The sequence below is a fragment of the Kouleothrix sp. 19917 genome (genome assembly GCF_057073505.1).
This window is the reverse complement of sequence record NZ_CP097099.1, coordinates 2,519,185-2,540,270: the sequence shown is the minus strand read 5'-3', so window position 1 is coordinate 2,540,270 and position 21,086 is coordinate 2,519,185. Positions and strand designations below refer to the sequence as shown.

Sequence of the window (21,086 nt, the reverse complement as noted above, 5' to 3'; positions counted from 1 at the left end):
CACCCTATTCCCGCTCCCCATCGACTGTGCCCACGGCGCGGCTACTGCTCTGCTTCGCGTGTGGTGGCTCAAGATTTATGCACAGATCACGGGTCATAGCATCAAGCTGCTCTGCCGACAGGCTGGATAATAAGTAGGTGAGCAGGTCTTCCTGCCGGTTTTGGCCAAAGACCATGCGATACACTGCCAGCGAACGGCGCAGCCCTTCCAGCCGGTCGTTGTCGCGGCTGAGCGGTAACACCGGTACATGCCGTTCGATTTTGGCGCTGCCCGAAAAGACCCAGTATGGCACAAGATCCAGCTCGTGCGCTGGCCGGCGCTGCTGTGCCAGCCTGAAGAGCACTTCCCATGGATCTGTAATTATGCCTTGCCCATCTGCAATAACCTTGCTTTGCTTATTTTTCCGCGCCTCCGCCATGAACTCCATCAGAACACTGGCAAGGCCATAGCGCTCCGCGAGGTTTTTCCGCACCGCATGGCCCTTGTAGCGGTGAATACGGCCTTCGCGCTGCTCCAGATCGACTGGATTTGCCGGCAAATTCCAGTGGACAATCGCATGGCAATAGGTATGAAAATCGAGCCCTTCCTGCCCAACCGAAGTGGTCGCAAGCACGAAGGGCCAGAACGGCGAGTTGAATGCTGCGCGAACCTGCTCTTTGCGGTTTTCGCCTTTCCCATCGTCGCGCTTTTCTTCGCCAAACCGCAGGGCAAAGTGGCTGCGCAGGCGCATGGAGTCGCTCACAACCCGGTCGCCTTCCGGTGTAACATCGACCCGATCTACTCCAAGCGCAGTGGTGCGAAGGCTGAGCGTATTGCCAATAACGTTCGCGATCTGCTGGGTGAGGGTTTCTGCTGGCGCGTCGAGCAGCCCGAGTGATTCGCGCAGCACATGGGCGAATTCATCCAGCACTGCCTGCAAACAACCCGTTGCATTGTACACCAGCACTCGCCGCCAGTATGCATAGTCGGTGCCAATGTCACGCAGTGGCAAGCTGCGGATGAGCGCAACGGCCTCGGGAATGTTGTAGAGCGAGCGGAAGTGCCAGGCGACCTGCGCGGCGTGATTGCGCACAGGCACATTTTTCGTGCGCGCCGGTAGCGGCAGGCCCGGCCGATCAGCACTGCGCCAAAGTGCGCGTAATGCCAGCACAGCCGGCCCGCCAACCGCAAGCAGCGCAAGCACGTCGAGAAGGTCGGCAGGCGGCCGGCCAAGCTTTGGTGGCCCGAGCAGTTTCCGGGCCTCGTCGACATGCGCGCCCCATTGCGTACGATCTTCAGCGCCGTCTTCTATGTTTTCAATGGCTCCTGCCCAGATCTGCGCGAGGTTTTCTTGTTTCAGCCACTCGCGGGAGGCTTTGGGGTGGTGGTACAGATCGAGCAGAATGGGTGCGGCCCAATACCAGGCCTGATCTTCGAGCAGGGTTGGCTTTGCGTTGCGCAGTATCGGCTGGAGCTTGGTTTCGATCTTCTTGCGCACAATCTCAAGCACGGTATCAAGGCTGGGGGTGCCGTGCTGACGCAGATCGATTGTCGCGGCAAGCGGGTCGCAGTCGTGCGCAAGTGTCAGGCTTGGGTAGAGCGTGCCAAGCACTGCCATGCCGCTCAGGCGCTCATCCGATTTTGCGAAGACCAGCAGCCCTTTGCGCTTTTCGCGCGCTTCGGCGGTGTTAACTGCATCAGAATCAGCAGCGCTCATGATCTGGCGTTCGGCTTCGTAGCTGGTGAGTGTGGCAACAACCTTTGGCACCAGTTTCCAGGAGGAAAATACCAGTCGTTTAGTAAAGCCCGCCAGCTGCGGTTCGGCAAATGGACCTTCGAGCTGGTAGTACGGCAGGGCCGGCGGCACCCACAGCAAGCGCCACGCATTTGTATCAATCACATCAGCCATCAGGCTGCGTAGCCGTGCATTGCCAGGATCGACCTTGCGGTACGCCTGGATGTCGTCCCAGGGCAGTAAAGCACTCTCGGAGCTGGCTAATGCCCCGGCCAGGTCGGCACTGTGTTCGATCTGGGCGCGCTTGAAGGCCAGCTTGAGCTGGTAATCGTCCATGAAGTTCAGCAGATAGGGCGACGATTTCCAGTATTCCATGACATCGGCGTGGTCAAGTACGCGCGCGATGCGCTGGTAGGCGAGATACGACTGGAGATCTTCTGCGGCGAGCTGCGCCGAGCGGCCACGTACTTCGTGCAGCATGCCATCGCGGTCGGCTGATGTTGACAGGCGTTCGGTGCGCACCATGACTTTGCGCAGACACTGCTCAAGCTCGTCTTTGATCGCCTGCACCTGGGCATCATTGCCCTGACCAAGGCGGAACAACTCGCGGCGGTATGCTTTTACCAGGCGCTCGAATGCATCGGCCTGGGCGGGTTGCAAAAAGCGCAGGGTGCGGACGAAATCTTCGTGGTGGTCGTCGCCCTGCTCCTGGTCATACGTAAGCGTATACATTTTGTAGGGCGTGGCCGAAAGCAAAATAACCCGCGCCGCGCTAGTGTGATCGGCATAGTTGAACAGCTGGTGCGCGAGCTGGTTAACGTCGCTGTCGTTCTGTTCAAGCAGATGCTTGAAGCGCTGGAATTCATCAAGAATGATCAGGTCGGGTTCAAGCGCGGAAAGGCACACTTCAGCCAGCACTTCGCGCAGATCGCCAACCAGGCGCGCGCGCTCCCGGCTGTCCTGGCGCGGAATGTTGTCGCGGGTGCGGCGAAAGCGTTCGCGCAGATCGTCAAAGCGGGCGCGCAGCTGCATGCTCGCCTCGCGCTGAGCCAGCTCGCCCGCAAAATGCTCGTTGAGGTCGCGATCGATGGTGCGCCGGGGAAACGCACGAACCTGATCGCGAAATCGCTGCATGCCCATGCTGCCTTGCAGCAGGTTGTACGGCCCGGTGTGGGCTGTATCGAACTGCCAGGCGTGCTGGAGCATCCAGTACAAGAGAATACGCTCTTGCCCAAGCCCCAGCGTGCCACCCAGATTAAATGAGGTGCCGGGTGTGAACGAAACAAAGTTGACTTTATTCTTGGCAAGCGAATGCAGCGTGATTGGCAGCAGCGTGATGCGCGAGGCCAGCGAGAAATCCTGCTGGCCGGTGATGTTGAGCCGGTTGATGTTTTGCCGCGCAATGTCGGCGTTTGAGCAGATGTAGACAATATCGAGCCGCTCCACGTCATCCCACAGGTGGTTCAGGGCGTGCGCGATCAGCCCGCGCGCCACCAGGGTTTTGCCCAGGCCAACTTCGTCGGCAATCAGGAAGCGCCGGGTCTGGTCGGGGTCGGTGTACATGCGCCGAAAGACGTAGTCGACTGTGTCGCGCTGAAAATCCTTCAGCCCACCCAGAATGGCGTGTAGGTCGGGCCGCTGTGCAGTAGCGCTCATTGCTGTGCTCCCACGTATGCTGCCTGGATCGGTGCCCAGATCGAGTCGAATGTTTCGGGAAGAAGTTGCTGGCCTTCGGGTGTTTTGCGCAAGTCGTCGACAATGCGCGCAATATGTTCGAGCTTGGCCGGGTCGCGATCGAGCGCGCGCACCAGCGCCTCAAACAAAGGGATGCCCAGCAGGCCAGCGTTGTCTGTGCTGGCGGCCACCTGCGACTTGCGTGTGGCCGCAACAAGCCCGGAAAGTGTTTCGCTGTCGTCGGCAAGCAGCAGCAGCAGAAAGCGCAGCACCTGGTCGCGGCTTTGCAGCAGCGAACGCAGGATGCGCTCGCGGCGGTTTTCTGGCGCACCAAGCAGTGGCACGTTGAGCACAAACGCGCAGCGGCTTTTTACCGAGCCACGCACTGCTTCGACTGCCATTGCGTAAAACGAGGTCAGCGCTTCAAACGAGAGGTTGCGAAACGAAACAAGATCGGCAGAGTCGGGCTGCAAGGGATGTGCGTTCGCCGGCGCGAGTGTGATCGGCCAGCACCTGACCGCTATTTCGGCAGGGAGCGCCAATCGCTGTGCGGTGTCGCTGCGAAGCACAAGATCGAACTGGGCGTCGTCTTCGCCAGGGGTGACATGCGCCGTGAGCGCAAGCTGGGCGAGTTCACGGCGGGCCTGTTCAACCATGGCGTCAAGCTCTTGCTGCACAGGATCGGGCGGCGTTGCTGGCTGCGATGTGTCAAAGGGCTGGAGCAGGGCGATCAGGCCGGCTGGCCCACCCTCGCGATCTTCGCCGAGCACGGCATCCACACCGCACAGGCGGCGCGGGCCAGTCAGTTGCGTCAGAAATTCGACGTTTGCCGTAAAGGCGGCATGCGTGGCATTGGCCGAACCAGTCCAGATATGCGCGTTTTCGCCATCGTCGGCAACGTAGAGCTTGGCGTGCAGACCCACAAGCGCGCTTTCTATCGAGTCGTCGGCGGCCTCGTCGGTGTCTTCGGGATTGGCGTCGGGATTTAGTGTCAGCACGCGCAGGTAGGGCTGGAGCGCGGTCGGGCTGAGTGATTGCAGCTCTTCCAGGCGCGCAACCAGGATGTTCTTGCTGCCAAGCTGCCCAAGCTGGTGCAGGCGGCCCGCGCTCACAAAGGGCGAGATGACCAGCATTCGGTCGTAGTGTTTGCCAAAAGGCCACTGCGCCACGCCAGGGATGCCGAGTGGATGAAAGGCCAGCGCCTGAAACCCGGGCGGCAGATCGAACTCCACGCGCGCGAGTTCGCCAACCATTTGGGCAATGCGCTGTTCGAGCGCCACGGGCAGGTTTTGCCGCGCACTCATGGCGGGCAGCGCGCCCACAAAGGCGCACAGCGGCGCGTTGCTGGCGAGGGCGGGGCCAGCGGCAGGCAATGCCCCCTCAAGCACAAGCACGCTATCCCAGCACCGATCAAAGGTCAGGTTGCGACTGAGGCACAGCACCCGGTAGATAATCGCATCCTCGGCTCCGGCGAAGCGCAGCACCCAGAGCTTGGGGTGGAACGCGCCACCGCCCGGCGCGCGCGCTTCGATCACCGAGTCTTCGAGGTAGGCGAAGAGCTGCTGCGTGTCGCCGGGGATGGCGATGCGGCCCGCCTCGCAAAAGATCGTGATGCGGTCGGCGTGGCGGCGCAGCGCCTCCAGCAGGGCGAGCGGGTCGGCGGTGGGCCGGCCCTGCGCGCCGTCGGCCTCCCAGTCGAAGAAGGTAAAGGCCAGTGGCGCGGTCAGCATCGCAACCAGGTCGAGCGAGTAGGTGGTGCCAACGGCATAATCGAGCTGGAAGCCGGCAGGCGGGCGCAGCGCGTCGATCAGGTGGCGGCGGCTGTTGGGATCAAGCATTGGCGTTCCTCGGCTGAAGCGCGGATTGCAGGTCGGCGATGAGCTGCTGGGCGCGCGCCCAGCGGTAGTCGATCTGGCCGGTGCCAGATGCGCCCTGCCAGTTTTCGCGGGCGCGATGATTTCCCAGCCGGGCCTGCTGGCCCTTAAGCTGGCGCTCGCGTTCGTAGATCAGCACGCGCATGGCCGGGTGGTCGGCAGCCCTGGATTCTTCGCCTGAGGCGCAGGCAAAGTCGAGCCAGGTATCCACAAAGCGACGGGTTGGCAGGGCGATCGCGCCGCCAGCCATGGCAATCTCCCAGAAGCGCCGGCGATCCCAGGCTGCCAGATCGGCGCGCATGGCATGCAGGCGTTCGGCCCAGCCCTGGAGGCTGGCGCGATACGCTTCGGTACGCGGCGCGTCTTTCAGCAGCTCCGCGATCATCAGGTTATACAGCAGGGCCGAGCCGTGGATCGCAACCGAGAAATGGCGCGCATGCAGAATGCGCTCGCGGTGCGCGGCCGGGAACTCGGCCAGGTGCGGGTGCTCCCACACAAACTGAACTGGCGGCGCATCGTAGCCGGCGTCGATCAGGTAGCGCAGCAGCGAGTGGGGCACGCTGATTGTGATGCGCTCGGCCAGATATTCGGCTTCAGCGGGCGTAAGGGCGAAGCTAACACTGGAGGGAAAGCCCGCCGGCACAGGCGGCAGCTGCGGGTGCCAGTTGGCGGCAGTTGCTTCGTCGGGCGCGTCGTCTTCGACGGTGCGCGCGTTGCGCCGAATGCCCGAGGCAGCGTAGAAGCGATCGAGCGAGCGATGATACTGATCCTGCGAGCCAGGGAAGAAGCGCAGGCCCCACACTCTCAGGCCCAGCCAGTAGACATTGCTGGGCAGGCGCTGGAGCGTGGCGCGGGCGCGCTCGCCGATCACGCCCTGGCTTTCGCCACCGGCGATCAGGCCGCTGATCAGATCGATCTCGAACTGGCGGCCGACGCGCGCCACCTCGGCCGAGCGCACTTTGCGCTGTTCGAGCAGGCGATACATCCAGGGCACAAACAGGAAATAGCGCGCGCGGGTCTGGATGGTGCTGGTGCCGGGGAAGAAGGTATCGGCGAAGGCATCGCGCACGCTGCCGATGCCCAGCTCGTCGCGGGTGTCCTTTTCGCGGAAGACGGCGATCACATCGAGCATCTTGCGGCGCTCGGCCTCGGAGTAATCGAGCCAGGTAAACGTTGATGGCATGGGCTACCTCATTGTAGAAGGGCGGGTATTTGTGTGCGTTGCAGCTGCTTTTGCCCAGCCACTAAAGCAGCGGGCTAGCTTGCGGCGAAGCCCGTCTGCGCCCGGCCCGTGAACAGGCGGGCTAGCTTGCGGCAAAGCCCGCCTGCGCGGGCTGCCCGGGTTGGTTTGTTCATGACCATTACAAAATAATCCGGCCGCTATATTGCGCCCGGCCGCTAAAGCAGCGGGCTCGGTTGCGGCAAAGCCCGCCTGCGCCCGGCCCGTGAACGGGCGGGCTAGGTTGCGGCGAAGCCCGCCTGCGCGGGCTGTCTGGGTTGGTTTGTTCATGACCATTACAAAATAATCCGGCCCCATATTGCGCCCGGCCGCTAAAGCAGCGGGCTCGGTTGCGGCGAAGCCCGCCTGCGCCCGGCCCGTGAACAGGCGGGCTAGCTTGCGGCGAAGCCCGCCTGCGCGGGCTGCCCGGGTTGGTTTGTTCATGACCATAAAGCCTCATAACCCGGCCCCATATTGCGCCCAGCCGCTAAAGCAGCGGGCTCGGTTGCGGCAAAGCCCGCCTGCGTGGGCTGCCCGGGTTGAATTGTAAAATATGATCATGGGCCGGCCACTGCGTCACCACGTTTTTGTGCGAAGGACAAAGGTTGGCCGGTGCTTTGCTCATCGCATCGTTTGTTATGATTGCGAACGCCCTCGCGGCGCAGCCAGGTCGTCAAGGAATTCGGAGGCTGGTTCGACGCCGCTGACAAGCAGGTGATCGCGGGCACGGGTGCATGCAACATAGAGCAGGTGGCGCTCGGTCGTGTAGACTTCGGCAAGATCGGATTCGTCGGTAACGCTTTCGATGCGCGCCTGAAGAGGAATGACTTCGTCGTCGCAGGCGATTACGGCGACAGCGCGAAATTCGAGCCCTTTGGCAAGGTGCATGGTGCTTGCGGCGATGCTGCCGGCGCCAGGCAGCACCTGAGTATCGAGCTGGGCCGGGGTAGCGCCCGCATGGCGGATGGCTTCGAGTGCACGCGGTAGTTGCTCGGCTGAGCGTACAAACACGCCGATTTCGGCGGGCTGAATCCCTTCGGCCAGGCGCTCGGCCAGCCACGCGCCAACGGCGCCCGTTTCGGCGGTGATGGTTGGGAAAGTGCGGATCTGCGGGGCCGGGCCGTTGAAGATCGAGATAGTGCCGCGCCGCTGTTCGGCGTTGCCATCGACATCGGCGATGGTGGTGGGCAGCAGGCGATCGGCCTGTTCGCGGATCTGGTGGCTGGTGCGGTAGTTGATTGTGAGCGTATGCGAGCGGCCGCGAATATCGACGCCAAGCACGCGCCAGGGAAAGGGCTGCTGGAAAATACGCTGCCCCAAGTCACCAGTGAAGAACAGGGCATCGGGCTGCCCGGCGCTGAGGTTGGCAAGAAAGCGCAGTTCGGCAACCTTGAGGTCTTGCGCTTCGTCGACGATAGCAAAATCGAAAGGCTTTTCGCCGCGTTGCACGAGGCTTTCGGCAGTGCGGCGCAGGAGCATGGGCCAGGTAAGAAGCTGCTGCTCGGCCAGCAGATGCTGAACCTCTTGAAAGATAGCCCAGAGCGTTTCGCGCTGCTTGCCGCCGACGCGAGTCTTGCGGCCAAGGCGCGGCACGTCGCGGTACTGCTCCCAGCGTTCGATCTGCCACGCATCGACGATCTCATTCCATTCTTCAAGCAGAAACGCGTTGCCAAAGCGAGCGCCTGCGGCCTGCTGCGCCGCCTGGACGATCAGCGTGGTCAATTGTTCGGGTGCTATGAGTTTGGGTTGGCCAAAGCTGGCGCTATACAAATCGGCGGCAAACTCGCGAGTGGCGTAGATCTGGATGCGCTCGCGCACGTCTGGCTCGTTGCCAACCAGGCGCATGAGCTTGTGGTTGAGGGCGTTGGCCAGCGCGTCGGAGAAGGTGAGCAGCACCACGGTTGCTTGCGGGTTTTCGCGGGCCAGGAAGACGGCGCGGTGCAGCGCGACAATGGTTTTGCCGGTGCCAGCCGAGCCAGAGATGCGCGCCGGGCCGCCGTAGGCGCGCTCGATCAGGTGGCGCTGGGCAGGGTGCAGGAAGACGCTCCATTTTTCCCAGGGGTATTCGAGCGCGCGCTCCAGCTCTTCGACGTTTTGCAGCACGCGGAAGCGGCGCAGCGCATCGGGGTGCTGGAACGGGTCACTGTCGGCCGGCGCGGGGGCAGCCACATAGGGGGTTCCGCCCGTTGCAAGCTCCAGCAGGGCTTCCGCAGCTTCCTGGGGCAGGTGCTCAACCACGTCGAACAGGCTGTTTTCGGTGGCGTTGCGCACATCATTCAGCCACTCGGCAGGCACGCCGTAGCCAAGCAGGGCATCGTCGCTGATGGCGGCGAACAGGCGCGGCCGGGGCGGGGCAACTGTGTCGTGTGGGATGGGAACAACAGTTACTAATTCTTCGACGCGCTCACGGATCTCGACGAGCTGGGCGGCGCCGGTGCGCGGGTGGCGCTCGATCTTGCGGCGAGTAGCCCAGATGTAGGCAGCGTCGTGGTGATCGACGTAGCAGAGCATCAGGCTGGCATCGGTTTTGTGTACGATGATGCGAATATCGCTGCTCACCCGCAACGACCAAAAGTTGGGGTCTTTGGATTTGTCGATGCGATGAAATTGCAGGCTTGGGTGCGCCGGGTTGACCTGCATATCGAAGGCGGTGGTTTTGACGGCCTTCTGCTCCTGGCTCGTCAGGCGTGTCAGGCTGTCGGTGAAGGTATCGGATATGAGGAATTCCATAGTGTTCCCATGTTTGCGGGGCACGATGCCGCGCCTACAATATTCCGTGTGCGGGCGTCGGCGCGGTTTTCAACCGCGCATTCCTCGTTTGTGCCCGACCGTTGCGCGGCACGATGCCGCGCCTACATTTCCCAGGTTCGGGCGTAGGCGCGGTTTTCAACCGCGCATTTTCGGTTGCACGCCCAATGCATAAACGCGCGGGCTGTCCCATGTTTGCGCGGCACGATGCCGCGCCTTCGCTATGTTCGGCCGTGCCCGACCGATCGTTGCGCGGCACCATGCCGCGCCTACATATGCCCCGCGTTTGCGCGTAGGCGCGGTTTTCAACCGCGCATTCCTCATTTGTGCCCGACCGTTGCGCGGCACGATGCCGCGCCTACAATATTCCGTGCCCGACCGACCGTTGCGCGGCACGATGCCGCGTCTACATTTCCCAGGTTCGGGCGTAGGCGCGGTTTTCAAGCGCATTTTCGGTTGCACGCCCAATGCATAAACGCGCGGGCTGTCCCACGTTTGCGCGGCACGATGCCGCGTCTACATTTCCCAGGTTCGGGCGTAGGCGCGGTTTTCAACCGCGCATTTTCGGTTGCACGCCCAATGCATAAACGCGCGGGCTGTCCCACGTTTGCGCGGCACGATGCCGCGCCTTCGCTATGTTCGGCCGTGCCCGACCGATCGTTGCGCGGCACGATGCTGCGACTATGTGATACTGTGTTTGTGCCGATGCGCATACGGTACCTGGCTTAATTGACTGAGACAATGAGTTTATAGCTGATGCTTGGTTGGCGAGTGGATACCGCTATGTAATACTCTCCGTCAACCGCTGCGCGAAAACTTTTTTCGCACGTCGTTGAGTAGCGGCACAGATCATTGCCCTGCCCATCAAACGAGCTTGTGCCCGGCCCAGCAAATGTTATAAATGCCTCATAGCTCGACTTAACGAGAATTTTGGCTTCCTGCCCTGCTTTCATCTGAATGGAATAAACATCGCGCTTTTTGGTGTCTGCATCAATAACCGACTCGACCCTGCCCGAAGCTGGAAGTACGGCGCCTGGGATATCCTCACCACGATCCGACATTGTGATGCTATCAGATACGATAACTGATAAATTGTAGGCGATACTTGGCTGGCGAGTGGATATAGCAATGTAATATTCGCCATCGACGGCTGCGAAAAAGCTTTTGTCGCAGGTTGTTGAGTAACGGCAAAGTTCATTTCCTTGCCCATCAAATGAACTCTTCCCCGGCACAGCAAAAGCAACAAATGCCTCGTAGCTCGATTTTACCAGGATTTTCGCCTGCTGCCCTGCTTTCATCTGGATGGAATAGACATCGCGCTTCTTCGTGTTTGCATCGATAACCGACTCAACTTTGCCTGAAGGTGGTAGCGCGCTGCCAGGGATGTCGTCGCTTCGTTCCGACATTGTGATTTTATCCAGAACAACCACCGAAAAATCATATGAAATACTTGGCTGGCGAGTGGATACGGCTATATGGTATTCACCATCGACGGCTGCGAAAAAACTTTTGTCGCAGGTTGTTGAGTAACGGCACAGTTCATTTCCTTGCCCATCAAATGAACTCTTCCCCGGCACAGCAAAAGCAACAAATGCCTCGTAGCTCGATTTCACCAGGATTTTCGCCTGCTGCCCCGCTTTCATTTGAATTGTATAGACATCACGGGGTCGTGTTTCACCATCAATGACCCGTTTACTGTGAAATCCACTTGGGACAACTGGTCCAGGAATATCTTCACTGGGCACAATTTCGGCAGCAGAAGCTGATGTTTCGGTGGCTGCTGGCACCGTAGCAGGTGGCGTGTCGGTTGCTGCTTGTACGAAGGGTACATTGGTTACAGCATTAGCAGATGGAAGCGCAGTGGTTTCCACGGTTACAGCATTAGCAGATGGAAGCGCAGTGGTTTCCACAGTGGCCGATGGAAGGATGCTTGTCTCCCCAGGTAGAGTGATAGCTGACGCAGACATTATTGGTTGAGATGTTGACGAATTAGCTGTGGCTTCCGGCGGCGCACTGGCTCTCATAACGGCCACGAGTGCTAACACAAGCAGGCTAAGAAAACATGCAGCAGCTCCGACTTTCACCCAGGCAGGAGTTTTTTTGCCTTGCTGTTGCTGAATGAAAATGCCAAAAAAGGCGAGTAACCCGACAAGTATTGTAACCAGGATGGTAATGGTACCCTCGTTCACACACGTTCCTTTCTGTTGCAGTGTTAGTAGTCATTGTCGTCTGTGTGTTTGGCAGTGCTGGCAGCGTTGGACCATTGCCAATGCGACGGTGTTTCCTTTGCCTGTCTACCTCCTGGTTCCGTACGGCCGGGCGGTACAATTTCCCATGTTCGGGCGCAGATGCGGTTTTCAACCGTGCATTTTCCGACATCTTCGCTGTGTTTTGTGGTGCCCGATCGTTCGTTGCGCGGCACGATGCCGCGCCGACATCTTCGCTGTGTTTGGTGGTGCCCGACCGCTCGTTGCGCGGCACGATGCCGCGCCGACATATGACCCGCGTTTGGCTTGCCCGGCGCGTGAACGCGCGGGCTCCGGTGTACCAAGCCCGCCTGCGCGGGCTAATCGTGTCGCATGCAGGCCGCGCAGGCGGCCTTCGTTCGTGGAGCCGAGCCGTTCACGGCGACGGCGCACGCGGGCCATTTGCGCGGCACGGTGCTGCGCCTGCAATACTCCGCCCATTGCGCGGCAGGATGCCGCGCCTACATATGCCCCGCGTTTGCGCGTAGGCGCGGTTTTCAACCGCGCATTCCTCGTTTGTGCCCGACCGTTGCCCGGCACCATGCCGCGCCTGCAATACTCCGCCCATTGCGCGGCACGATGCCGCGCCTACATATGCCCCGCGTTTGCGCGTAGGCGCGGTTTTCAACCGCGCATCTTGCGTTTTTGCAAACCGTTGCCCGGCACGGTGCTGCGCCTGCAATACTCCGCCAATTGCGCGGCAGGATGCCGCGCCTACGTCACCCGCGTTTGCGCGTAGGCGCGGTTTTGAACCGCGCATCTTGCGTTTTTGCAAACCGTTGCCCGGCACGGTGCTGCGCCTGCAATATTCCGCCAATTGCGCGGCACCATGCCGCGCCTACATATGCCCCGCGTTTGCGCGTAGGCGCGGTTTTGAACCGCGCATCTTGCGTTTTTGCAAACCGTTGCCCGGCACGATGCCGCGCCTGCAATACTCCGCCCATTGCGCGGCACGATGCCGCGCCTACATATGCCCCGCGTTTGCGCGTAGGCGCGGTTTTCAACCGCGCATTCCTCGTTTGTGCCCGACCATTGCGCGGCACGATGCCGCGCCTACATATGCCCCGCGTTTGCGCGTAGGCGCGGTTTTGAACCGCGCATCTTGCGTTTTTGCAAACCGTTGCGTGGCACGTCTGCCGCGCCTATACGCTAAACACTTTCATCACTTCGTCGCCCAGGTGGTTGATGACCTTGACAGCGATGCGGCCCGACGATGGCTTGCTGAACGGGCGCGAGGTGTCGCCGTAGAGGCTGGCCCAGGCTTCTTCGTCGATCTCGGCTTTGAGCGTGGTTTTCAGCGCCTTGTACGGGTCGTTCGCGCCGAGGAAGTAGGCCTGCCGCACGAAGAAGCTTTCTTCGTTGTAATCGGTGTCGATGAACCAGCAGGCGATTTCGTCCGGCCCGCTCGATGTGACCTCGCCCGACTGTGGGCGGAACACGTCCACGCCGCGCAGTTTGACCTGCACCTGCCCGTCGCTCGCCGGTTGGATCGCGATGTCGGGTTCGCCGAAGATCACGAACAGGTTGCCAGCGCCGGTGTTTTTCAGCGTGTCGCCCATGTGCAGGTCGGCGTTCATGCGCGCTTTGAGCACCGGCACACGGCCCAGCTTCTCGAACTCGGCGGCGTGCGCGTCGTAGTTGAAGGCGCAGGCTATTAACACGTCGAAGCCAGCGTCGCCAGCCTCGCGGGCGGCGGCGACCAGGTCGGCGCGGGGCACGGTGCCAAACTCCGGGCCGACGAAGATGCCGGCGCGGCGCTCTCGGTTGTTGTCGCCTTCCTGGTAGCGGCCTTCGGCGCAGATGTATTTACCCGGCCAGCCTTCCAGCGCGGTGAAGCTGATGCGATCTTCTTTGTGGGCCTGCTGCACGCCAGCGGTTTTGAGGTTGTCCAGAATCATCGTGGTGAAGTCCTGGCCGTCGCCGTAGCTGGTTTTGCCTTCGTTGATGAAGCGCTCGTGCGGAATGAGTTCGTCGTGTTCATCGACCGCCAGAATGCGGTGCGGCGACAGGCTTTCCACGGTGAACGGCCCGGCCACGCGCACGATGCCCCGGTCGTCGTAGGGCTTGTCGTACAGGTATTCGAACTCGGCCTTGGCGGCAATCGAGGCGTCGATCTCGCGCTGGCGGGCGATGCGCGCATCCCACCATTGCCGATGCAGTGTGATCGCCTCACCCGTAGGCGCGGTTTTCAAGCGCGCATCGCCGGATGTACCCCCGTCACCCGTAGGCGCGGTTTTCAACCGCGCATCGCCGGATGTGCCCTCGTCACCCGTAGGCGCGGTTTTCAACCGCGCATCGTCGGATGCGCCCCCGTCACCCGTAGGCGCGGTTTTCAAGCGCGCATCGTCGGATGTGCCACCGTCACCCGTAGGCGCGGTTTTCAAGCGCGCATCGTCGGATGTGCCCCCGTCACCCGTAGGCGCGGGTTTCAACCGCGCATCGCCGGATGTGCCCCCGTCACCCGTAGGCGCGGTTCTCAACCGCGCATCGTCGGATGTGCCCCCGCCAGCCGTAGGCGCGGTTTTCAACCGCGCATCGTCGGATGCGCCCCCGCCACCCGTAGGCGCGGTTTTCAACCGCGCATCGTCGGATGTGCCCCCGCCAGCCGTAGGCGCGGTTTTCAAGCGCGCATCGTCGGATGTGCCCCCGCCAGCCGTAGGCGCGGTTCTCAAGCGCGCATCGTCGGATGTGCCCCCGTCACCCGTAGGCGCGGTTTTCAACCGCGCATCGTTCGTCGTTGCGGCGGGCAATTCGCGCGGGATTTCCCATTCTTCCCACGTTTTACCGAGCGCGGCGTTCAATTGCGCCCGCAGCGGCTCCAGCGTCGCCTGCCACTTATCCCAGATCACGTCGATCTCGGCGTTGTTGGCGATGCTTTTGAGCGTGATGTGCGGCACGCGCTCGTAGACAAAGCCGTGGCGGATGTTGCCGTAGGTTGCGGCGGATGACGGCGCGCTGCGGGTAACGTCGGCTTCCTTCTGCTGGCCGGCCTTTGAATCTTGGAGCAGGTAGTAGGGGTAGCGCGCGCCCATGATCCGCGCCCGCGCCAGCGCCAGCGCCACCCGCGAGGTGTCAATGGTGATCCAGCGTCGGCCCCATTGCTCCGCCACGTAGGCGGTGGTGCCGCTGCCGCAGGTCGGATCGAGCACCAGGTCGCCGGGGTCGGTGGTCATTAGGAGGCAGCGCTCTATTACGCGAACATTCGTCTGAACAACATAAACCTTTTCAGTTCCAAAACCGGAGGTTACAGTATCTTCCCAGGTATTATTCAATGGAATAGCTGGAAAATCATTAATATAGCGAACGTAAGATGGCGTATTACCAATTGCTATGACTCGGTTCCCTTGAAGAAGGCGTCTCATTCCAGTTTGAGTTGTTTTCCAGCCGCTTTTCTTTGGTGCAAATTCACGGCCATTGAGTATAAATGAGAAGAATTGAGGGCCACCAGAACTTTGCGAAGTAAGTTGATCTCCACGAAATACACGAATATTAGGTCCTAAGGAAAGAAGCTCTTCCTTAGAAGCACGACGACGTGAGCCATCAGGTTCTTCAATGAAAGAATACTGACCACCACCTTCACCACCTACTTCTTTTCCCCGATACATTTGTCTGTACTTAAGGGTGTCTTTACGCTTTGCAAACCAAACTAGATAGTCGCTGATTGATGCAAGAACTTCGGTCCCACCTGATGGACTACCGGCACCCGTGGTTTTTTTGAAAGGAATAAGTGATACAAAGTTTTCTTCTCCAAACACCTCGTCCATCACCGCCCGCACGCGATGCACATTCTCATCGCCGATTTGCACGAAGATCGAGCCGCTGTCGGTCAACAGGTCGCGGGCAACGGTCAGCCGGTCGCGCAGATACGTCAGGTAGGAATGGATGCCGTCGCGCCAGGTGTCGCGGAAGGCTCGGACCTGCTCTGGCTCGCGGGTAATATGTTCGCGGTTGCCGTCTTTGACATCGCGGCTGGTGGTGCTCCACTGGAAGTTGGAGTTGAACTTGATGCCATAAGGCGGGTCGATGTAGATGCACTGCACCTTGCCGCGCAGCCCTTCGCGCTCGGCCAGCGAGGCCATCACCTGGAGCGAATCGCCCAGAATCATGCGGTTGGTCCAGTTGGCGTCGTGCTTGTAGAACTCGGTGGCCGTAGCCGTGTCGGCGACGCCATTGAAATCGGCGAACAGGTCGAGCTGCATGGCGGGCGCGGCGGCATCGGCGCGCTCCTGGCTCTGGCGGCGCAACTCGTCCACGAGCACCTTGGGGTGGATTTTCTCCTGGATGTAGAGCGGCGGCGCGGGCACCACCAGGTCGCTCCAATCCTGCTCGTCCTTGCCGCGCCACACCAGTTGCGGGTCGAGGTCGCGGTTGCGGCGCTCGTAGGCCACGTGGACGGGCGCACGGTCGGCGTCGTCCATGACCGATTCGAACTCGGCGGTGGGAATATTGGTGCGGCGGTCGCTGGCGTGCTTGAGCGCCTCAACGCTGAGGGGTTGCTTGGGTGTGCGTGGTGGCATGGCGTGGGTTCCTTGTTGTATCAGGTTGCGCGGTTGAAAACCGCGCCTACGTTTTCATGGTTGCGCGGTTCAAAACCGCGCCGACGTTTTCATGATTGCGCGGTTCAAAACCGCGCCTACGTTTTTATGATTGCGCGGTTCAAAACCGCGCCGACGTTTTTATGATTGCGCGGTTCAAAACCGCGCCGACGTTTTCATGATTGCGCGGTTCAAAACCGCGCCGACGTTTCATGATTGCGCGGTTCAAAACCGCGCCACGGTTCATGATTGCGCGGTTCAAAACCGCGCCACGGTTCATGATTGCGCGGTTCAAAACCGCGCCTACGGTTCATGATTGCGCGGTTGAAAACCGCGCCTACGGTTCATGATTGCGCGGTTCAAAACCGCGCCGACGGTTCATGATTGCGCGGTTCAAAACCGCGCCGACGTTTTCATGATTGCGCGGTTCAAAACCGCGCCGACGTTTTCATGATTGCGCGGTTCAAAACCGCGCCTACGTTTTCATGATTGCGCGGTTCAAAACCGCGCCGACGTTTTCATGATTGCGCGGTTCAAAACCGCGCCGACGGTTCATGATTGCGCGGTTCAAAACCGCGCCGACGGTTGGGAGCATGACATCGCCAACATCACGTCTCGGGAGATGGCCATTCATAGCCCGCAATTGTATCCGGCTCATCGCATCCCCAGCCATCTGCGTACGCGCCCTTTTCGCGCCACTGATGAAAACTGCTGTGCGGCCAATCGTCGGGCCGTTGCACAAGATGATGCCGTACCGGGTTGAAATGAATGTAGTCGAGATGTCGTTGCAAATCCTGCTCATCACGGATGACGTGGTCCCAGAAGCGCTTTTGCCAAAACACCATTCGCCCTGAAACGCCGATCATCTGCTTGTATTGCTTGGTGAAATTTGGCTTGAGCGAGTGCATGATGTCGCTAAAATTGCTCTGCCCCGTCGGGCGAATCAATATATGAAAATGATCAGGTAAGAAGACATATCCGAGCATCACAAAAGGATGAAGCGATTTTACATTGTTCAGAACAGTTCGCAATAATTCGACGCATCGCTCCTCGTGAAAGACCGGCGTGCGATGTTCCACCACTTGTGTGATGAATACAATTGCATCTGGTACATAATAGCGACGAATGGTCATAGGCGTTGCGCGGTTGAAAACCGCGCCTACAGATTTTCGTTTGCCGCAAACATTGGCGTTGCGCGGTTGAAAACCGCGCCTACAGATTTTCGTTTGCCGCAAACATTGGCGTTGCGCGGTTGAAAACGACAAATGATCATTTGCCCGGCGTAGGCGCGGCTTGTAGCCGCGCTTGTGTTTTATCGTTTGCCGCAAACATTGGCGTTGCGCGGTTGAAAACCGCGCCTACAGATTTTCGTTTGCCGCAAACATTGGCGTTGCGCGGTTGAAAACGACAAATGATCATTTGCCCGGCGTAGGCGCGGCTTGTAGCCGCGCTTGTGTTTTATCGTTTGCCGCAAACATTGGCGTTGCGCGGTTGAAAACCGCGCCTACAGATTTTCGTTTGCCGCAAACATTGGCGTTGCGCGGTTGAAAACCGCGCCTACAGATTTTCGTTTGCCGCAAACATTGGCGTTGCGCGGTTGAAAACCGCGCCTACAGATTTTCGTTTGCCGCAAACATTGGCGTTGCGCGGTTGAAAACCGCGCCTACAGATTTTCGTTTGCCGCAAACATTGGCGTTGCGCGGTTGAAAACCGCGCCTACAGATTTTCGTTTGCCGCAAACATTGGCGTTGCGCGGTTGAAAACCGCGCCTACGTACCCACGAATGCGTGCGCAAACCACCCCTACGAATCGCCCTCTTTCACCAATGCATCCACCAACCGCCGAAACTCCGCGTCGATCTCGAACACATCGCGGAACTCGGCGAAACGCCAGCGCCCATAGCTGCCGAGGTTGTTCACGCCCGGCACCCAGTAGTCGCGCATGGTGCTGGCCTTGTCCTTGGCGTCCTCGCCGCGAAAGCCTTTGATTTCAACCACCAGATTCAGCGGATCGGGCTGGCCGTCATCGATCTGCACGACAAAGTCGGGCAGGTAGTTGTGCTTGGTCGTACCCTGAAGGTACGGCACTTCCAGGCCCAGACCCTGGTTCTTCACATATGCCAGCACGTGCGGGTGCGCCTCGACCACGCGGCAGAACTCGGCTTCCCAATCGCTGTCGCACACCACCCAGTTGACCTGGCAGCGGCGCGGGTCGGTTTGCCAGCGGGTGGTTTTCGACGTGTTGAAGTTGACATGAACGCTGGAGCCAGTCGGGTTGTAGGCGTCAAGCGTCGCCACAATCGGCTTCTCGCCCTCGATCGCCGCCGTGATTGCGTTTTTGATGCGCTCGCAGGCCGTGTCGGCAAGCTCCTGGTACAAGACCTGTGCCGGGTAGGTGCCGCCGCTGCAGCGCAGGTTGCCGCCATCGAGCCACTGCTTAACGATCCGCTTGAGCTGGCCGAACAGGTGCAGCTTCGGTTCCTCGTCGGGGTCGCGGTATTTGCTGTACAGCAGGTGATGCGTGAGCTTGTAGATGATCGTCGACTGGCGCATGTCTTCCAGGTGTTTCATCGTCAGCTCAACGCCTTCGCCCACAATGCCCTGGTTGTGCGTGATCGACGGCCCGACCAGCGCCGGAGTAAGATGCAGCACCGAATCGGGCGAAAAGCGCGCGCTCAGGCGTTCTTCTGGCAGCTCGACGCGGTAGCCAACCACACGCGGGAACTCAATGCCGAGCGCGCTGCGGTCGGGCAGCATGGCGTGAACGTGTACGGTTTCGCGCGGCGCGGCAGGTTTCGCAATCACCGGGCGGGCGGTGAAATCGAACGGAATGCCGAGCACATCGGCATACTCGACGTTGAACAGTCCTTCGTCGTTCAGGTCGTAAGACTGGCGGCGCAGCGCGCGACCAACCACCTGCTCGCACAGCAACTGCGTGCCGAATGCGCGCACGCCCAGCACATGCGTCACGGTGTTGGTGTCCCAGCCCTCGGTCAGCATCGACACCGACACCACGCAGCGCACCGACTCGCCCAGCCGCCCGGCCTTGCCGACGGTGTTCATCACCTCGCGCAGCAACTCCTGATCCGAAAGGTTCTGCCCGTCGGCCTGGTTGCCGCTGCGCTCGATGATCTCGCGGCGGAAACGCTCGATCTCGTCGCCGGCCATGTCGCGGAAGTCTTTATCCAGCGCCTCGCCGGATTCGAGCTGCTGGCTGTCGATCAGTAGCGTGCGCGGCCGGGCCATGCGGTTGCCGTGTTCGTCGAAGTTGCGGAACAGCGGCAGCCGGCCTTCGTGGTACGTCTCGGTGTCGCCATCCGCGCCGATGCGATGGAAGCCGGAGATGTAATCGTGCACCAGCTTCGAGGTCGAGGTGTTGTTGCAGACCACAATAAACACTGGCGGCACACGGATACCCGCTTCCTGCCACAATGCGAAAGTCTTTTCGTAGTGCCCGTACAACGCCTCAAGCGCAGTCTGCAACTCCAGCGGCAGGTTGAGCGGGTCGAAGCTCTGGCCGGCAGCGCCACGGCCCTTTTTCGGCATCTTGCGGCTGATATGTTCCCACAGATTGCGGAACTTGGGCATCTCGCCGCCCGGCACATTATCGGCCACTGGCACACGCGGCAGCTTCACAATCCCGCACTCGATTGCGTCCATCAGCGAGAAATCGCTCACCACCCACGGGAACAGCGTGCCCTCGGCATAGCCGGAGCCACGGAGGAAGAAGGGCGTCGCGGAAAGGTCATAGACAGCCTGCACGCCGAGCTTGCGCTTCACAATCTCCAGCCCGGCAATCCATAGCCGCGCGGCATCGTTGTTGCGCTGGGCTTCCTGCTTCTCGTCGCCCTTCAGATCGTCCATGTCGTCGTTCTGTGGCTTCTCGCGGTAGCAGTGGTGCGCCTCGTCGTTCAGCACCAGCACATTCTTCAAACCCATCAGGTCGGGCATCACGCGCTGAAGCATCTGGCCTTCGGTTTCCAGCGTTTGCAGATCGGGCCCGCGGCCCTGGAGCAGCGCGCGGTTGCCAGCAGAAAGCTGGAGTCGTTCGCGCAGCTTAAAGGCATGGTAGTTGGTGATCACGATCTTGGCGCGGTCGATCTCGGGCAGCAAATCGGGCGGCACCAGCTCGCGGGTTTTGTAGTAGCTTTCGGGGTCGTTGGGCTGGAGCACGCGCAGGCGATCTTTGATCGTAATACCCGGTGTGACGATCAGGAAGCCGCGCGTGAAACGCCGGCTCTGCGGGTGCCGCACGGCGTTAATAGTCTGCCAGGCGATCAGCATCGCCATGACGGTGGTTTTGCCCGCGCCGGTGGCGAGCTTGAGCGCGATGCGGAACAATTCGGGATTCGATTGGTCGTTGGCGCGCTGAAGATGATCGAGCAGATCGTCGTTGCGGCGGCTTTGCGGCGCAACCTCGGCCAGCCAGATCGCCGTTTCGACTGCCTCGACCTGGCAGAAGAACGGGCGCACACCGGCAAAGGGGTGGCTGCGCCAGTGCTGAAGCAAGCGTGCTGTTTCCGGCGTCACCTGCCAGTTGGCAGGGTCGGGCAGCTTGCGCCACGCGTCCACCCGTGCCCGAATGGCATTGATGATCGAGGTTGGGTCGTATTCCTGCTCGTCGGTGGAAAGGCCCAGCCCCTCGTCGAGCACCATGCGCGTCTGCTGCGGCGTGCTTCCCTGCCGTCGGCGTTTGGGCTTCGGCACCGGCGTGACGAACTTCGCCGACCGGCGCATGTCCATGATGCGATTGGTCGGCTGGCCGTCGTCATCCAGCTCCCAATGGCGGGAAGGGTAAGCGTATGGCGAATTGAGGATGGGCCGCTCGAAGAATTGTTCTGACATAGCTTGGTTGTATCTTGCTGCAATGCTGCTCGTGCGCATGATTATAGAAGAAATACGTGTTGCGGAAACAGTGACACGTATCGGGATGCGGCAGCGAACGAACACACGGATAAACGGTTTAGCGTGTCTCTGTCATTTCGCAGCCAGGGCGCATTTTTATGGTTGGGTGCTGGAGTATAAGTATACCATGCTTAGTAAACGTATGTACTGGCAGTTTTGATACAGGGATGTT

At 60.5% G+C, this 21,086-nt stretch carries 9 protein-coding genes; all 9 read right to left on the bottom strand.

The features are described from left to right. Positions 1 to 4: 4 nt before the first annotated feature. Positions 5 to 3,370, bottom strand: a complete 3,366-nt coding sequence (locus M1P90_RS10365; RefSeq protein ID WP_483702542.1) for a helicase-related protein — start codon at positions 3,368 to 3,370, stop codon at positions 5 to 7. Then, a complete protein-coding gene (locus tag M1P90_RS10360; RefSeq protein WP_483702541.1) occupies positions 3,367 to 5,226 on the bottom strand; it encodes a phospholipase D family protein in 1,860 nt (619 codons plus the stop codon). Before M1P90_RS10360 ends, M1P90_RS10365 begins: the two co-directional genes overlap by 4 nt. Continuing rightward, positions 5,219 to 6,445: a DUF6361 family protein gene (locus M1P90_RS10355; protein ID WP_483702540.1), complete on the bottom strand. Its 1,227-nt coding sequence runs from the start codon at positions 6,443 to 6,445 to the stop codon at positions 5,219 to 5,221. The genes M1P90_RS10360 and M1P90_RS10355 overlap by 8 nt, the downstream gene beginning before the upstream one ends. A 672-nt stretch (positions 6,446 to 7,117) precedes the next feature. Next, on the bottom strand, positions 7,118 to 9,211 hold the full coding sequence (locus M1P90_RS10350; RefSeq protein WP_483702539.1) for a UvrD-helicase domain-containing protein: 2,094 nt from the start codon (positions 9,209 to 9,211) through the stop codon (positions 7,118 to 7,120). 743 nt (positions 9,212 to 9,954) lie between these two features. Then, on the bottom strand, positions 9,955 to 11,418 hold the full coding sequence (locus M1P90_RS10345) for a hypothetical protein (protein WP_483702538.1): 1,464 nt from the start codon (positions 11,416 to 11,418) through the stop codon (positions 9,955 to 9,957). Between the two features lie 1,199 nt (positions 11,419 to 12,617). Next, on the bottom strand, positions 12,618 to 15,992 hold the full coding sequence (locus M1P90_RS10340; protein WP_483702537.1) for a site-specific DNA-methyltransferase: 3,375 nt from the start codon (positions 15,990 to 15,992) through the stop codon (positions 12,618 to 12,620). A gap of 139 nt (positions 15,993 to 16,131) precedes the next feature. Next, on the bottom strand, positions 16,132 to 16,305 hold the full coding sequence (locus M1P90_RS10335; protein WP_483702536.1) for a hypothetical protein: 174 nt from the start codon (positions 16,303 to 16,305) through the stop codon (positions 16,132 to 16,134). 313 nt (positions 16,306 to 16,618) lie between these two features. After that, complete coding sequence (locus M1P90_RS10330) at positions 16,619 to 17,338, bottom strand: REP-associated tyrosine transposase (RefSeq protein ID WP_483702535.1); 720 nt, start codon at positions 17,336 to 17,338, stop codon at positions 16,619 to 16,621. 474 nt (positions 17,339 to 17,812) lie between these two features. After that, positions 17,813 to 20,854, bottom strand: a complete 3,042-nt coding sequence (locus M1P90_RS10325; RefSeq protein ID WP_483702534.1) for a BPTD_3080 family restriction endonuclease — start codon at positions 20,852 to 20,854, stop codon at positions 17,813 to 17,815. Between the last annotated feature and the right edge of the window lie 232 nt (positions 20,855 to 21,086).

Bases quoted from the DNA above. Each gene is read 5' to 3' on its own strand.
- M1P90_RS10365 (WP_483702542.1), bottom strand. From the start codon at position 3,370: ATGAGCGCTACTGCACAGCGGCCCGACCTACACGCCATTCTGGGTGGG.
- M1P90_RS10360 (WP_483702541.1), bottom strand. From the start codon at position 5,226: ATGCTTGATCCCAACAGCCGCCGCCACCTGATCGACGCGCTGCGCCCG.
- M1P90_RS10355 (WP_483702540.1), bottom strand. From the start codon at position 6,445: ATGCCATCAACGTTTACCTGGCTCGATTACTCCGAGGCCGAGCGCCGC.
- M1P90_RS10350 (WP_483702539.1), bottom strand. From the start codon at position 9,211: ATGGAATTCCTCATATCCGATACCTTCACCGACAGCCTGACACGCCTG.
- M1P90_RS10340 (WP_483702537.1), bottom strand. From the start codon at position 15,992: ATGCCACCACGCACACCCAAGCAACCCCTCAGCGTTGAGGCGCTCAAG.
- M1P90_RS10325 (WP_483702534.1), bottom strand. From the start codon at position 20,854: ATGTCAGAACAATTCTTCGAGCGGCCCATCCTCAATTCGCCATACGCT.